Source organism: Pseudomonas sp. ADPe (assembly GCF_014843515.1).
Taxonomy (GTDB): Bacteria; Pseudomonadota; Gammaproteobacteria; order Pseudomonadales; family Pseudomonadaceae; genus Pseudomonas; species Pseudomonas citronellolis.
Genome location: NZ_CP062122.1, coordinates 3,698,786 through 3,713,361, shown reverse-complemented (window position 1 = coordinate 3,713,361; position 14,576 = coordinate 3,698,786). Strand labels below are relative to the sequence as shown.

The window sequence follows — 14,576 nt, the reverse complement described above, 5'->3', positions numbered from 1 at the left end:
CAGTCCCACAGCCTCGAGCACTTCTTGTGACAGCTCCTCGGGCCGCATCGGAAGCTTTCCGCTATCATGCCGCCACCCAGAAAGTCCGCGAGAGTTCCATGCGCCGTCTGCTGACCCTGCTCCTGTTCCTGGTCGCCCTGCCCGCCACCGCTGGCCTGTTCGACAAGCCGGCCCCCGCCGCCCCCGGTTTCAGTACCGCGGCGCCGGCCGAGGGCAAGTTCCTCCCGGTGGCCGAGGCCTTCCGCCTGAGCGTCGAGGACAGCGACAGCCAGCAGGTGCTGCTGCGCTTCGTCAACGCCGAGGGCTACTACCTCTACCGGCACCGCATGAAGTTCCAGGTCGAGCCGGCCGAGGTCAGCCTCGGCGACGTGCAGCTGCCGCCGGGCAAGGCCCACCACGACGACTACTTCGGCGACTCCCAGGTCTACTACGCCATCACCGACGTCAAGGTGCCGCTGAACAACCCGCAGAATCTGCCCTACCGCCTCACCGTCACCTACCAGGGCTGTGCCGACAAGGGCCTGTGCTACGCCCCGGAAACCGTCCAGGTGCAGGTTTCCGCCGCGGGCGTCGCCAGCCTCGGCGCCAAGCCCGCCGCCGCCGGCAAGGCGGCCGTGGCCTCCGGCGAGCCGGCGGTGGTCGACGACCTGCTGGCGCTGCTCAAGGGCGAAGGCAGCGGCAAGATCAAGAAGCTCGACCGCGGCCTGCTGATCGCCTTCCTCGCCGGCCTGACGCTGACCTTCACCCCCTGCGTGCTGCCGATGCTGCCGATCCTCTCCGGCGTGGTCCTGCGCGGGCGCCCGGGCGGCATGCGCGGCTTCACCCTGTCGCTGGCCTACGTGCTGCCGATGGCGGTGTGCTACGCCGTGCTCGGCGCGCTGATGGGCCTGTTCGGCGCCAAGCTCAACCTGCAGGCGATGTTGCAGTCGCCTTGGGTGCTGGTGCCCTTCGCGGCCTTCTTCGTGGCCTTCGCCATCGCCATGTTCGGCATCTTCGAGCTACGCCTGCCGGGCTTTCTGCGCGAGCGCCTGGACCGCATGGCGGCCGACACCCGTGGCGGCTCCATCGCCGGCGCGGCCACCCTGGGCGTGCTTTCCAGCCTGCTGGTCTCGCCCTGCGTCTCGGCGCCCCTGGCCGGCCTGCTGCTGTACATCGGCAGCACCGGCGACGCCCTCGGCGGCGGCCTGCTGCTGTTCGCCCTGGGCCTGGGCATGGGCACCCCGCTGGTGATCTTCGGCGCCGGCGGCGGCGCCGTGCTGCCGAAATCCGGGGCCTGGATGACCGGCGTGCGCAACTTCTTCGGCGTGCTGCTGCTGGCGGTGGCCATCTGGCTGCTGGAGCGGGTGCTCTCCGGCCCGGTGAGCCTGGCCCTGTGGGGCGCCCTGGCCGGCGGCGTGGCCATCGCCCTGGGCACCCTGGAACTGGTGAACAAGACGCCGCTGCAGCGCGGCGCCCAGCTGCTCGGCCTGATGTTCCTGGTCTACGCCCTGGCGGCCTGGGCCGGCGCCCTGCGCGGCGAATCCGACCCGCTGCACCCGCTGGGCCGCTCCGAACCCTCCAGCCATGCCGGCCCGCCCAGCTCGACGCCCGGCCAGTGGCAGAACCTGACCACCCCAGCGCAGCTCGACGCCGCCCTGGCCCAGGCCAGCGCCGCCGGCCGGCCGGTGCTGCTGGACTGGTACGCCGACTGGTGCATCAGCTGCAAGATCATCGAACGCCAGGTGCTGCCGGACGCGGCAGTGCAAGCGCAACTGGCCGGCTACCAGTTGCTGCGCTTCGACATGACCGACAGCACCGCCGAGCAGCGCGCCCTGCTCGACCGCTACAACCTCTTCGGCCCGCCGGCGCTGCTGCTGTTCGACGCGGGCGGCCAGGAACACAGCGACCTGCGCATCGTCGGCGAGACCAACGCGGCCACCCTGGCCGCCCATCTGCAGCAGGCCGGCGCGCGCTAGAGCGCGCCTCATATTTCTGCAGCAATCATCAGGCAACATGCCGACATCTACCGCAAAACCGGCATGACTGGACAGTCACGACCGGTTTCCGGCATAGTCCCGGCCAATTTCCAATCCGCGCGACGAGAGAACAAAAAGCCGATGGCCACCCTACTGGTCCTGCACGGGCCCAACCTGAACCTGCTCGGCACCCGCGAACCCGGCGTCTACGGCTCGGTCACCCTTGAGCAGATCAACCAGGACCTGGAGCGCCGCGCCCGCGAGGCCGGCCATCACCTGATGTACCTGCAGAGCAACGCCGAGTACGAACTGATCGAGCGCATCCATGCCGCGCGCAGCGAAGGCGTGGACTTCATCCTCATCAATCCGGCGGCTTTCACGCATACGAGTGTCGCGCTACGTGACGCGTTGCTCGCGGTGAGCATCCCATTCATCGAAGTGCACCTGTCCAACGTGCACAAACGTGAACCTTTCCGGCATCACTCCTACTTCTCCGACGTGGCGGTAGGGGTGATCTGCGGCCTGGGGGCCACAGGCTACCGCCTGGCCCTGGAGTCCGCCCTCGAACAACTTGAACGCCCGTGACCATCACCTGGGAGTGCGAACGCTAATGGACATCCGTAAAGTCAAGAAACTGATCGAACTGCTCGAAGAATCCGGCATCGACGAGCTGGAAATCCGCGAAGGCGAAGAATCGGTGCGCATCAGCCGCCACAGCAAGACCGCCGCCCAGCCGATCTACGCTGCCGCCCCGGCCTACGCGCCCGCCCCCGCTGCGGCCCCGGCCCCGGTGGCCGCTGCCGCCGCACCGGCCGCCGAAGCCGCGCCGGCTGCCGCCAAGCTCAACGGCAACGTGGTCCGCTCGCCGATGGTCGGTACCTTCTACCGCTCGCCGTCGCCGACCGCCGCGCCCTTCGTCGAAGTCGGCCAGAGCGTGAAGAAAGGCGACATCCTGTGCATCGTCGAAGCCATGAAGATGATGAACCACATCGAGGCTGAAACCAGCGGCGTCATCGAGCAGGTCCTGGTCGAAAGCGGCCAGCCGGTCGAGTACGACCAGCCGCTGTTCACCATCGTCTAAGCCGCGGGGAACCTGCGATGTTGGATAAAGTACTGATCGCCAACCGCGGCGAGATCGCCCTGCGCATCCTGCGCGCCTGCAAGGAGCTGGGCATCAAGACGGTCGCGGTGCACTCCACCGCCGACCGCGAGCTGATGCACCTGTCGCTGGCCGACGAGGCCGTGTGCATCGGCCCGGCCCCGGCCGGCCAGTCCTACCTGCACATCCCGGCGATCATCGCCGCCGCCGAAGTCACCGGCGCCAACGGTATCCACCCGGGCTACGGCTTCCTCGCCGAGAACGCCGACTTCGCCGAGCAGGTCGAACGCTCCGGCTTCACCTTCATCGGCCCCAGCGCCGACGTGATCCGCCTGATGGGCGACAAGGTCTCGGCCAAGGACGCCATGAAGAAAGCCGGCGTGCCCACCGTACCGGGCTCCGACGGCCCGCTGCCGGAAGACGAGGAAACCGCCCTGGCCATCGCCCGCGAAGTGGGCTACCCGGTCATCATCAAGGCCGCCGGCGGCGGCGGTGGCCGCGGCATGCGCGTGGTGCACAGCGAGGAAGAGCTGATCAAGTCGGCCAAGCTGACCCGCACTGAGGCCGGCGCCGCCTTCGGCAACTCCATGGTCTACCTGGAGAAGTTCCTGACCAACCCGCGCCACGTGGAAGTCCAGGTGCTCTCCGACGGCCAGGGCAACGCCATCCACCTGGGCGACCGCGACTGCTCGCTGCAGCGCCGCCACCAGAAGGTGCTGGAAGAAGCCCCCGCGCCGGGCATCGACGAGAAGGCCCGCGCGGAAGTCCTCGAACGCTGCGTTCGCGCCTGCGTCGAGATCGGCTACCGTGGCGCCGGCACCTTCGAGTTCCTCTACGAGAACGGCCGCTTCTACTTCATCGAGATGAACACCCGCGTGCAGGTGGAGCATCCGGTGTCGGAGATGGTCACCGGCATCGACATCGTCAAGGAAATGCTGCGCATCGCCTCCGGCCAGAAGCTGTCGGTCCGCCAGGAGGACGTGGTGATCCGCGGCCACGCCCTGGAATGCCGGATCAACGCCGAGGACCCGAAGAACTTCATGCCCAGCCCGGGCACCGTGAAGCACTTCCACGCCCCCGGCGGCAACGGCGTGCGCGTCGACTCGCACCTGTACAGCGGCTACACCGTACCGCCGAACTACGACTCGCTGGTCGGCAAGCTGATCACCTACGGCAAGGACCGCGACGAAGCCCTGGCGCGCATGCGCAATGCCCTGGACGAGCTGATCGTCGACGGCATCAAGACCAACATCGACCTGCATAAGGACCTGGTCCGCGACAAGGAATTCTGCAAGGGCGGTGTGAACATCCATTACCTGGAAAAGAAACTCGGCATGAGTCACTGACCCCACGCCGATAAAAGCGCTGGAGGCTGGAAGGCTGGACGAAAAAGCGGATAATCCCGCCCTTCGTCCGGCCTTCCAGCCTTCAGCCGTTTTCTCACGAGGTTTTTTATGCCCTGGGTTCAAGTCCGCCTCGCCATCACCCCGGAACAGGCGCCCACCTACGAGGACGCGCTGCTGGAAGTCGGCGCCGTCTCGGTGACCTTCATGGACGCCGAGGACCAGCCGATCTTCGAGCCGGACCTGGGCACCACCCCGCTGTGGACCCACACCCACCTGCTGGCCCTGTTCGAGGACGGCACCGACGAGGCCGCGCTGCTGGCGCACCTGCAGCTGCTGACCGGCGGCGAACTGCCCCAGCACCAGGTCGAAGTGGTCGAGGACCAGGACTGGGAACGCAGCTGGATGGACAACTTCAAGCCGATGCGCTTCGGCCGCCGCCTGTGGATCGTCCCCAGCTGGCACGAGGCGCCGCAGCCGGAGGCGGTGAACCTGCTGCTCGACCCGGGCCTGGCCTTCGGCACCGGCACCCACCCGACCACCGCGCTGTGCCTGGAATGGCTGGACGGCCAGGAACTGGCCGGCGAGACCGTGCTGGACTTCGGCTGCGGCTCCGGCATCCTCGCCATCGCCGCGCTGCTGCTGGGTGCGAAGCGGGCGCTGGGCACCGACATCGACCCGCAGGCCCTGGAGGCCTCGCGCGACAACGCCACGCGCAACGGCATCGACCCGGCGCTGTTCCCGGTCTACCTGCCCGCCGATCTGCCCGCCGGGCAGGCCGACGTGGTGGTGGCGAACATTCTCGCCGGTCCCCTGGTCTCACTGGCAGGCCAGCTGACTTCCCTGGTCAAGCCCGGCGGCCGCCTGGCCCTGTCGGGCATCCTCGCCGAGCAGGCCGAGGAAGTGCGCGCCGCCTACGCCGACGCCTTCGAGCTGGAGCCCACCGCCGAGCGCGAAGGCTGGGTACGCATCAGCGGCCGCCGCCGCTGAACCCTGGTGGCGGCCAACTGCCCGCACGCCGAGGCTTGAGTTAGACTAATCGACCGTTTATCGCCGGACCGCCGCATGAGCGCCAGTTTCATCACACAGTGCCCGCATTGCCTCACCAGTTTCCGCGTCAACCAGGCGCAGCTGGGTGCGGCCAATGGCGCTGTGCGCTGCGGCGCCTGCCTCAAGGTGTTCAACGCCCCGCAACATATGCTGGGCGGCACCGCGCGCTCCGGCGGCGAGCCCATCCAGCCGCCGGCTGCGGCCCCGAAACCCGCAGCGCCCGCCGCGCCGAGCGAGCCCCGCGCCCCGTCCCGGCGCCCGGCGTCGCCACCCTCGGCTGGCCGCTGGCGCCGCACAGCGCGCGGCCGTCCGCCGACAGCACGGTAGCCCCGGCCGCCACACCCATGCCGGCCCCCACCCAGCCCCCGGCGCCCGCCCCGGCACCGGCCAGGCCGGCGCAAGAAGCCGCCGTAGCGGCCAAGTCCGCCGACGATACCCTGTGGATCCACGACGATCTCGACCTGGACAGCCTCAACCTCGACGAAGAGCTGGCCAAGCTCGACGAATTCGAGCTGTCCCAGGAATTCCGCGAACTGCAGGCCGCGCCCAAGCCGGCCGAGGCCCTGCTGGGCAACCGCCCGTCGGCGCGCGACCCGCATGACGAACGCTGGGCCGAGGCCCTGCTGCGCGACGAGGAACGCCAGGCGAGCGAAGGCGGCCGCCAGGAACCGAGCCTGGGCCGCATCGAAGAAGAGCCCGAGCAGCCCCCCGTCGCACCGCCGCACCCGCAGAGCGCGCCGGTCGAAGAGCCGGCCGTGGCCGCCGCTGCCGCAGAAGAGGAAGACGACGACCTGCCGAGCTTCAGCGCCCGCCGCGACGACGAGCCGCTGGAAACCGAAGCCGAGCCGGACGAGGAACCCGAGGCCGAGCCCCCGCTGGCGGAACGCGAGATGCCCCGCCTGGGCGCGCCGCTGGACGACGAGGACGAAGAGGCAGACGACAAGGCCCCGCGCCGCCCCGACCCGGGCCTGGGCGAGGCCGCCCTGCACGACCTCAGCGACGAGCCGCTGCAACTGGACTGGCAGAAGCCCAAGAGCCGCTGGGGCTGGCGCCTGCTCTGGCTGCTGCTGATCCTCCTGGCCCTGGCCGGCCTGGGCGGCCAGTACGTGGCCTACCACTTCGACGAACTGGCCCGCGAGGACGCCTACCGCCCCTGGTTCGCCGAACTCTGCCCGCAATTGGGCTGCACCCTGCCGTCGAAAGTCGACGTCGAGCAGATCCGCAGCAGCAACCTGGTGGTGCGCAGCCACCCGGACTTCAGCGGCGCCCTGGTGGTGGACGCGATCATCTACAACCGCGCCAGCTTCTCCCAGCCCTTCCCGCTGCTGGAGCTGCGCTTCGCCGACCTCAACGGCCAACTGATCGCCAGCCGCAGCTTCAAGCCCAGCGAATACCTGGGCGGCGAGCTGGCCGGGCAGAGCGAGATGCCGCCGCAGACGCCGATCCACGTGTCGCTGGACATCCTCGACCCGGGCCCCAAGGCGGTCAACTACAGCCTCAGCTTCCATTCGCCGGAGTGACCGGCGCATAGCGCAGAACCCCGCGCAGCGCCAGTTCCGCTCGTCTTCCAACCCCAGGCAATAAGCCGGCGGCTGTTCAGAATTTATCCAAAATCGCCTTTATCCGGTCATCGAGAGCGGGTATCATGCCCTCCCTTTTTTGCAAGCACCGGTGGCCTCTCGCCGACCCTCCCCGAGTCCTCGACCCGCGGGAGCGTGCAGCGATTGCGCCCCATAACAGGGAAGCGATGTCGGTGGTTCGCATCGGCTCTTACACACTGCCCAACAGACTGATCCTGGCTCCCATGGCCGGCGTCACCGATCGCCCGTTCCGCCAGCTGTGCCGCCGCCTCGGCGCCGGCATGGTGGTCTCGGAGATGGTCACCAGCGACGTGCGCCTGTGGAACAGCCGCAAGTCGCGCCTGCGCCTGGTGCACGACGGCGAGGACCAGCCGCGTTCGGTGCAGATAGCCGGCGGCGACCCGCAGATGCTCGCCGAGGCCGCCCGCGCCAACGTCGAGCTGGGCGCGCAGATCATCGACATCAACATGGGCTGCCCGGCCAAGAAGGTCTGCAACAAGGCCGCCGGCTCCGCGCTGCTGCGCGACGAGAAGCTGGTGGCCGAAATCCTCGAAGCCGTGGTGGCCGCCGTCGAAGTGCCGGTGACGCTGAAGATCCGCACCGGCTGGGACCGCGACAACCGCAACGGCGTGAACGTCGCGCGCATCGCCGAGCAGTCGGGCATCCAGGCCCTGGCCGTGCACGGCCGCACCCGCGCCGACCTGTACACCGGCGACGCCGAATACGAAACCATCGCCGCGATCAAGCAGGCGGTGTCCATCCCGGTGTTCGCCAATGGCGACATCACCTCGCCGCAGAAGGCCCGCCAGGTGCTCCAGCACACCGGCGCCGACGCCTTGCTGATCGGCCGCGCCGCCCAGGGCCGGCCGTGGATATTCCGTGAGATCGAGCACTACCTGAGCACCGGCGAGACCTTGCCGGCGCCGTCCCTGGCCGAGGTGGAAAGCATTTTGCTGGAGCACCTGGCCGCCTTGCATGCCTTCTATGGGGAAGAGCTGGGTGTCCGCATCGCCCGCAAGCACGTGGGCTGGTACCTGGCGACGTTACCGGGGGCGGCGGAGTTCCGCGCCCAGTTCAATCGTTTGCAGAACACGGATGCACAGAGCGCCAGCGTCAGGCAGTTCTTCGCCGAGCGCCACGACAACGGAAAAGGGGTGGCCGCATGACAACGATGACCGAGACTTTAGTGAGTGGAATGACACCCGTGAGCGACAACGCGAACCTCAAACAGCACCTGAACACGCCGACGCAGGAAGGCCATACCCTGCGCGACAGCGTCGAGAAGGCACTGCGCAACTACTTCGCCCACCTCGATGGGCAGCCGGTCACGGACGTGTACAACATGGTGCTCTGCGAAGTGGAGGCACCGCTGCTGGAAACCGTGATGGACCACGTCAAGGGTAACCAGACCAAGGCGTCGGAGCTGCTCGGCCTGAACCGCGGCACCCTGCGCAAGAAGCTCAAGCAGTACGACCTCCTCTAAAAGCCGCTGGAGGCTAAAGGCTGAAGGCCGGACGAAAAAGCGCCCCTCGTCCAGCCTCCAGCCTCCAGCGCTCTTATCCTCATCAGATGGAACCGTTATGACCGACCACTCCCTCCGCCTGCCCATCCGCCGCGCGCTGATCAGCGTCTCCGACAAGACCGGCGTCGTCGATTTCGCCCGCGAGCTGGTCGCCCTCGGCGTGGAGATCCTCTCCACCGGCGGCACCTACAAGCTGCTCAAGGACAACGCCATCGCCGCCGTTGAAGTGGCCGACTACACCGGCTTCCCGGAAATGATGGACGGCCGCGTCAAGACCCTGCACCCGAAGGTGCACGGCGGCATCCTCGGCCGTCGCGACATCGACGGCGCGGTGATGGCCGAGCACGGCATCAAGCCGATCGACCTGGTGGCGGTCAACCTGTACCCCTTCGAGGCCACCGTGGCCAAGGCCGACTGCGACCTGCCGACCGCCATCGAGAACATCGACATCGGCGGCCCGACCATGGTCCGCAGCGCGGCGAAGAACCACAAGGACGTCGCCATCGTGGTCAACGCCGGCGACTACGCCAGCGTGGTCGCGGCCCTGAAGGCCGGCGGCCTGACCTATGCCCAGCGCTTCGACCTGGCCCTGAAGGCCTTCGAGCACACCGCCGCCTACGACGGCATGATCGCCAACTACCTGGGCACCATCGACCAGGCCCGCGACACCCTCTCCACCGAAGGCCGCGGCGCCTTCCCGCGCACCTTCAACAGCCAGTTCATCAAGGCCCAGGAAATGCGCTACGGCGAGAACCCGCACCAGAGCGCGGCCTTCTACGTCGAGGCGGAGAAGGGCGAGGCCAGCGTTTCCACCGCCGTGCAGCTGCAGGGCAAGGAACTGTCGTTCAACAACGTGGCCGACACCGACGCCGCGCTGGAATGCGTGAAGAGCTTCGTCAAGCCGGCCTGCGTCATCGTCAAGCACGCCAACCCGTGCGGCGTGGCCGTGGTCCCGGAGAACGAGGGCGGCATCCGCAAGGCCTACGACCTGGCCTACGCCACCGACACCGAGTCGGCCTTCGGCGGCATCATCGCCTTCAACCGCGAGCTGGACGGCGACACCGCCCAGGCCATCGTCGAGCGCCAGTTCGTCGAAGTCATCATCGCCCCGAAAGTCTCCGCGGCCGCCCGCGCCGTGGTCGCCGCCAAGGCCAACGTGCGTCTGCTGGAATGCGGCGAGTGGCCGGCCGAGCGCGCCCCGGGCTGGGACTTCAAGCGCGTCAACGGCGGCCTGCTGGTACAGAGCCGCGACATCGGCATGATTACCGAGGCGGACCTGAAGATCGTCACCCAGCGCGCGCCCAGCGAACAGGAAATCCACGACCTGATCTTCGCCTGGAAAGTGGCCAAGTTCGTCAAGTCCAACGCCATCGTCTACGCCAAGCACCGCCAGACCGTGGGCGTCGGCGCCGGCCAGATGAGCCGCGTGAACTCCGCGCGCATCGCCGCCATCAAGGCCGAGCACGCCGGCCTGGAAGTGAAAGGCGCGGTCATGGCCTCGGACGCCTTCTTCCCATTCCGCGACGGCATCGACAACGCGGCCAAGGCCGGCATCACCGCGGTGATCCAGCCGGGCGGCTCGATGCGTGACAACGAAGTCATCGCGGCGGCCGACGAAGCCGGCATCGCGATGGTCTTCACCGGTATGCGCCATTTCAGGCACTAAAAGCTGGAAGCCTGTAGCTGGAAGCCTGAAGCCCGACCGCTTCCAGCTTCCAGCTTCCAGCTTCCAGCTCTCAGACGAGAGCTATCGAATATGAATGTACTGATCATCGGCAGCGGCGGTCGCGAACACGCCCTGGCCTGGAAGGTCGCCCAGGACCCGCGCGTGGCGAAGGTCTTCGTCGCCCCGGGCAACGCCGGCACCGCCACCGAGCCCAAGTGCGAGAACGTCGCCATCGACGTGCTGGCCCTGGAGCAACTGGCCGACTTCGCCGCGAAGAACGTGCAACTGACCATCGTCGGCCCCGAAGCACCGCTGGTCGCCGGCGTGGTCGACCTGTTCCGTTCGCGCGGCCTGGACATCTTCGGCCCGACCAAGGGCGCGGCCCAGCTGGAAGGCTCCAAGGCCTTCACCAAGGACTTCCTGGCCCGCCACAAGATCCCCACCGCCGACTACCAGAACTTCACCGAAGTCGAGCCGGCCCTGGCCTACCTGAAGGAGAAAGGCGCGCCCATCGTGATCAAGGCCGACGGCCTGGCCGCGGGCAAGGGCGTGATCGTCGCCATGACCCTGGAAGAAGCCGAGGAAGCCGTGCGCGACATGCTCGCCGGCAACGCCTTCGGCGACGCCGGTTCGCGCGTGGTGATCGAGGAATTCCTCGACGGCGAGGAAGCCAGCTTCATCGTCATGGTCGACGGCCAGAACGTGCTGCCCATGGCCACCAGCCAAGACCACAAGCGCGTCGGCGACGCCGACACTGGCCCCAACACCGGCGGCATGGGCGCCTACTCGCCGGCCCCGGTGGTCACCCCCGAGGTGCACCAGCGGGTGATGGACGAAGTCATCTACCCGACCGTGCGCGGCATGGCCGAGGAAGGCAACGTCTACACCGGCTTCCTCTACGCCGGCCTGATGATCGACAAGAGCGGCGCGCCCAAGGTCATCGAGTTCAACTGCCGCTTCGGCGACCCCGAGACGCAGCCGATCATGGTCCGCCTGGAGTCCTCCCTGGTCCTGCTGGTCGAGGCCGCCCTGGCCAAGGCGCTGGACAAGGTCGAGGCCACCTGGGACCCGCGCCCCACCGTGGGCGTGGTGCTGGCCGCCGGCGGCTACCCGGGCGACTACGCCAAGGGCGACGTCATCGAAGGCCTGGCCGAAGCCGCCAAGCTCGACGGCAAGGTGTTCCATGCCGGCACCGCGCTGAAGGACGGCCAGGTGGTCACCTCCGGCGGCCGCGTGCTCTGCGCCACCGCCATCGGCCCGAGCGTGTCCTCGGCGCAGCAGCAGGCCTATCGCCTGGCGGAGCAGATCCGCTGGAACGGCTGCTTCTACCGCAAGGACATCGGCTACCGCGCCATCGCCCGCGAACGCGGCGAAGGCTGAAAGGCCGGCGGGCGCAGGGGCTGAGCCGCCTTTGCGCCCGTTTTTCCGACCTGCGGTCGGCAGGCGGCCACGTGCGGGCCCGGGTGGATTTCGGGGCCGTCGGCACTTGGCTATAATCCGGCCACTCTCCACCGAAGGGAATTCGCCGTGCGCCGGCTCTGGAACGCCACAGGACTTCTGGTCTGCCTGCTGCTGACGGCCCTGCTCGTAGGCCCGGGCCTCGTCCAGGCGCAGGATGCCGACGGCTGGTCGCAGTTGCACGACGGCGAAGGCCGCCTGCAGTTGCAGGACGTCCTCTCCGCACGCCTGCGCCCGCTGTTCAGCCCCCTCGACATCGAAGACCTGCACGCCCCCGCCGGCCCCGGCGCCATCTGGCTGCACTACCGCCTGCCGGCCAGCGACGCGCCGCGCCAGCTGCGCCTGTTCTCGCCGAGCCTGGACAGCCTGCAGCTCTACCTGCTGCACGGCTCGCAGCTGCTGGAAGAGCGCCAGGCCGGCAACCTCTACCCCGGCCAGCGCCCGCTGCTCAACAGCGACATCCTGCTGCCGCTGCGCAGCAGCCCCGAAGTCCTCGACCTCTACCTGCGCCTGAGCTCCAGCCAGAGCCTGCGCCCCACCATCAGCCTGGAAAGCGCCGAGTACCCCGCCGGCCAGCAGCGCCCGCTGCAGTTCGGCATCCTCCTCGGCTGCCTGGGCATGCTGCTGCTCTACAACCTGGTGCGCTTCGCCTACAACCGCGTGCTCAGCGGCCTGTGGCTGGCCGGGGTGCACGCCGGGCTGCTGCTGGCCTGCCTGACGCTGTTCGGCCTGCTCAGCCCCTGGTACGGCACGCACCAGACCTGGCAGCCGCTGACCGCCCAGCTGGCCCTGCTGCTGGTGCTGTTCTGCGCCCTGGGCTACACCGCCAGTTTCTTCCACGGCCAGTCGCCACGCCGCCCCCTGGGCCGCCTGCTGGCCCTGGGCAGCCTCGGCCTGCTGGGCCTCGGCGCGCTGCTGCACCTGGCCCTGGACATCCCCACCGGCGAGCTGCTCTACGGCCTGGTGGCGATCACCAGCCTGGGCATGTTCCTCATCGCCGCCTACTACATGCGCCACGGCTACCGCCCGGCCCGGCTGTTCGTCATCGCCATGGGCGTGTTCGTCAGCGCCTGGCTGCTGAGCCTGCCGGCCCTGCTCGGCTACGTGCCCACGCGCAGCGACTGGCTCGGCAGCGCGCTGCTGGGGCTGACCGCGGCGGCCGGCTTCCTGCTCAGCCTGGCCCTGGCCGAGCGCCAGCGCCAACTGCAGCAGGAGAGCTTCGACGCCAGCCGCAAGCGCGCCGCCAGCAGCGCCGAGCTCAAGGCCAAGGGCGAGTTCCTGGCGAAGATCAGCCACGAAATCCGCACCCCCATGAACGGCGTGCTGGGCATGACCGAGCTGCTGCTCGGCACGCCGCTGTCGGCCAAGCAGCGCGACTACGTGCAGACCATCCACAGCGCCGGCAACGAGCTGCTGGCGCTGATCAACGAAATCCTCGACATCTCCAAGCTGGAGTCCGGGCAGATCGAGCTGGACGAGGTGCAGTTCGACCTGGGCGCGCTGATCGAGGACTGCCTGGCGATCTTCCGGGTGCGCGCCGAGCAGCAGAAGATCGAGCTGATCAGCTTCACCCAGCCGCAGGTGCCACGGGTGATCAGCGGCGACCCGACGCGCCTGCGCCAGGTGCTGCTGAGCCTGCTGGACAACGCCTTCAAGCAGACCGAGGAAGGCGAGATCCTCCTGGTGGTAGCCCTCGACGGCCCGCCGGGCAAGACGCGCCTGCGCATCGCCGTGCAGGACAGCGGCCGCCCGCTGGACCCCAACGACCGCCAGGCCCTGCTCACCGCCGAGCTGCACAGCCGCGACTTCCTCTCCGCCACCCGCCTGAGCAGCCGCCTGGGCCTGGTGATCGCGCGCCAGCTGATCCAGCTGATGTCCGGCCAGCTGGGCATCGAAAGCGGCCTGGACAGCGGCGGCGACAGCGGCAACACCCTGTGGCTGAGCCTGCCGCTGGACCAGGACATGCTCGAACACCCCACCGCCGACCTCGACAGCCCGCTGCAGGGCGCGCGCCTGCTGGTGGTGGACGACAACCAGACCTGCCGCAAGGTGGTGGTGCAGCAGTGCAGCGTCTGGGGCATGAACGTCAGCGCCGTGGCTTCCGGCAAGGAAGCCCTGGCCCTGCTGCGTACCAAGGCGCACCTGCGCGAATACTTCGACGTGGTCCTGCTCGACCAGGACATGCCCGGCATGACCGGTATGCAGTTGGCGACCAAGATCCAGGAAGACCCCAACCTCAACCACGACATCCTGCTGATCATGCTCACCGGCATCAGCAACGCGCCGAGCAAGATCATCGCCCGCAACGCCGGGATCAAGCGCATCCTGGCCAAGCCGGTGGCCGGCTACACGCTCAAGGCCACCCTCGCCGACGAACTGGCCCAGCGCGGCCCCAGCGGCGTGACCAACTACCTGCCGGCGGCCGCCGAACCTGCGCCGCTGAGCCCGCCCAGCGACTTCCGCGTGCTGGTGGCCGAGGACAACAGCATCTCCACCAAGGTCATCCGCGGCATGCTCGGCAAGCTCGACCTGCAGCCGGACACCGCCAGCAACGGCGAGGAAGCCCTGGCCGCGATGAAGGCCACCCAGTACGACCTGGTGCTGATGGACTGCGAGATGCCGGTGCTCGACGGCTTCTCCGCCACCGAGCGCCTGCGCGCCTGGGAAGCCAGCGAACACCGCCCGCACACCCCGGTGGTGGCGCTCACCGCGCACATCCTCAGCGAACACAAGGAACGCGCCCGCCTGGTCGGCATGGACGGGCACATGGCCAAGCCGGTGGAACTGTCGCAACTGCGCGAGCTGGTGGCCTACTGGGTAGCCGAACGCGAACGCCGCCTGCGCCAGCAGAGCGACGCGGCGCTGCCGTCCTGACGTCCATCACTGCCCCGAGGTGCTTTTCG

At 68.6% G+C, this 14,576-nt stretch carries 12 protein-coding genes; all 12 read left to right on the top strand.

Going from position 1 to position 14,576, the window contains the following annotated elements; genetic code table 11:
• Window positions 1–98 precede the first annotated feature (98 nt).
• The 12 genes from dsbD to IG194_RS16655 all read left to right on the top strand — a co-directional run bounded on the left by dsbD (window position 99) and on the right by IG194_RS16655 (window position 14,547).
• Window positions 99–1,955, top strand: a complete 1,857-nt coding sequence (dsbD, locus tag IG194_RS16705; RefSeq protein ID WP_058488262.1) for a protein-disulfide reductase DsbD — start codon at window positions 99–101, stop codon at window positions 1,953–1,955.
• 141 nt (window positions 1,956–2,096) lie between these two features.
• The gene (aroQ, locus tag IG194_RS16700) at window positions 2,097–2,540 is read left to right on the top strand and encodes a type II 3-dehydroquinate dehydratase (RefSeq protein ID WP_058488261.1); all 444 of its coding nucleotides are present in this window, start codon (window positions 2,097–2,099) and stop codon (window positions 2,538–2,540) included.
• Between the two features lie 25 nt (window positions 2,541–2,565).
• On the top strand, window positions 2,566–3,036 hold the full coding sequence (accB, locus tag IG194_RS16695; RefSeq protein WP_009613297.1) for an acetyl-CoA carboxylase biotin carboxyl carrier protein: 471 nt from the start codon (window positions 2,566–2,568) through the stop codon (window positions 3,034–3,036).
• Between the two features lie 17 nt (window positions 3,037–3,053).
• Entirely contained in the window at window positions 3,054–4,400 is a 1,347-nt protein-coding gene (gene accC, locus IG194_RS16690; RefSeq protein ID WP_009613299.1) for an acetyl-CoA carboxylase biotin carboxylase subunit, read from the top strand.
• 108 nt (window positions 4,401–4,508) lie between these two features.
• Window positions 4,509–5,387: a 50S ribosomal protein L11 methyltransferase gene (prmA, locus tag IG194_RS16685; RefSeq protein WP_058488260.1), complete on the top strand. Its 879-nt coding sequence runs from the start codon at window positions 4,509–4,511 to the stop codon at window positions 5,385–5,387.
• A gap of 75 nt (window positions 5,388–5,462) precedes the next feature.
• Entirely contained in the window at window positions 5,463–5,774 is a 312-nt protein-coding gene (locus IG194_RS32805; RefSeq protein WP_225617127.1) for an MJ0042-type zinc finger domain-containing protein, read from the top strand.
• A gap of 17 nt (window positions 5,775–5,791) precedes the next feature.
• Entirely contained in the window at window positions 5,792–6,967 is a 1,176-nt protein-coding gene (locus IG194_RS16680) for a DUF3426 domain-containing protein (protein ID WP_225617126.1), read from the top strand.
• Window positions 6,968–7,194: 227 nt separating this feature from the next.
• Entirely contained in the window at window positions 7,195–8,193 is a 999-nt protein-coding gene (dusB, locus tag IG194_RS16675; RefSeq protein ID WP_009613304.1) for a tRNA dihydrouridine synthase DusB, read from the top strand.
• Entirely contained in the window at window positions 8,190–8,510 is a 321-nt protein-coding gene (gene fis / locus IG194_RS16670; RefSeq protein ID WP_009613305.1) for a DNA-binding transcriptional regulator Fis, read from the top strand. The genes dusB and fis overlap by 4 nt, the downstream gene beginning before the upstream one ends.
• Window positions 8,511–8,607: 97 nt before the next feature.
• Window positions 8,608–10,215 carry a bifunctional phosphoribosylaminoimidazolecarboxamide formyltransferase/IMP cyclohydrolase gene (gene purH, locus IG194_RS16665; RefSeq protein ID WP_058488259.1) on the top strand — a complete coding sequence of 536 codons (1,608 nt, stop codon included), beginning with the start codon at window positions 8,608–8,610 and terminating at the stop codon, window positions 10,213–10,215.
• A 90-nt stretch (window positions 10,216–10,305) separates the two neighbouring features.
• Window positions 10,306–11,595, top strand: a complete 1,290-nt coding sequence (purD, locus tag IG194_RS16660) for a phosphoribosylamine--glycine ligase (RefSeq protein WP_043268715.1) — start codon at window positions 10,306–10,308, stop codon at window positions 11,593–11,595.
• Window positions 11,596–11,742: 147 nt separating this feature from the next.
• A complete protein-coding gene (locus IG194_RS16655; RefSeq protein ID WP_058488258.1) occupies window positions 11,743–14,547 on the top strand; it encodes a hybrid sensor histidine kinase/response regulator in 2,805 nt (934 codons plus the stop codon).
• The last annotated feature ends 29 nt before the right edge of the window (window positions 14,548–14,576 follow it).

What these genes read in the sequence shown, in the direction of transcription:
- aroQ (WP_058488261.1), top strand. Translation starts at nt 2,097, where the DNA reads ATGGCCACCCTACTGGTCCTGCACGGGCCCAACCTGAACCTGCTCGGC.
- purD (WP_043268715.1), top strand. Translation starts at nt 10,306, where the DNA reads ATGAATGTACTGATCATCGGCAGCGGCGGTCGCGAACACGCCCTGGCC.
- dusB (WP_009613304.1), top strand. Translation starts at nt 7,195, where the DNA reads ATGTCGGTGGTTCGCATCGGCTCTTACACACTGCCCAACAGACTGATC.
- dsbD (WP_058488262.1), top strand. Translation starts at nt 99, where the DNA reads ATGCGCCGTCTGCTGACCCTGCTCCTGTTCCTGGTCGCCCTGCCCGCC.
- IG194_RS16680 (WP_225617126.1), top strand. Translation starts at nt 5,792, where the DNA reads ATGCCGGCCCCCACCCAGCCCCCGGCGCCCGCCCCGGCACCGGCCAGG.
- prmA (WP_058488260.1), top strand. Translation starts at nt 4,509, where the DNA reads ATGCCCTGGGTTCAAGTCCGCCTCGCCATCACCCCGGAACAGGCGCCC.
- accB (WP_009613297.1), top strand. Translation starts at nt 2,566, where the DNA reads ATGGACATCCGTAAAGTCAAGAAACTGATCGAACTGCTCGAAGAATCC.
- fis (WP_009613305.1), top strand. Translation starts at nt 8,190, where the DNA reads ATGACAACGATGACCGAGACTTTAGTGAGTGGAATGACACCCGTGAGC.
- IG194_RS32805 (WP_225617127.1), top strand. Translation starts at nt 5,463, where the DNA reads ATGAGCGCCAGTTTCATCACACAGTGCCCGCATTGCCTCACCAGTTTC.
- purH (WP_058488259.1), top strand. Translation starts at nt 8,608, where the DNA reads ATGACCGACCACTCCCTCCGCCTGCCCATCCGCCGCGCGCTGATCAGC.
- accC (WP_009613299.1), top strand. Translation starts at nt 3,054, where the DNA reads ATGTTGGATAAAGTACTGATCGCCAACCGCGGCGAGATCGCCCTGCGC.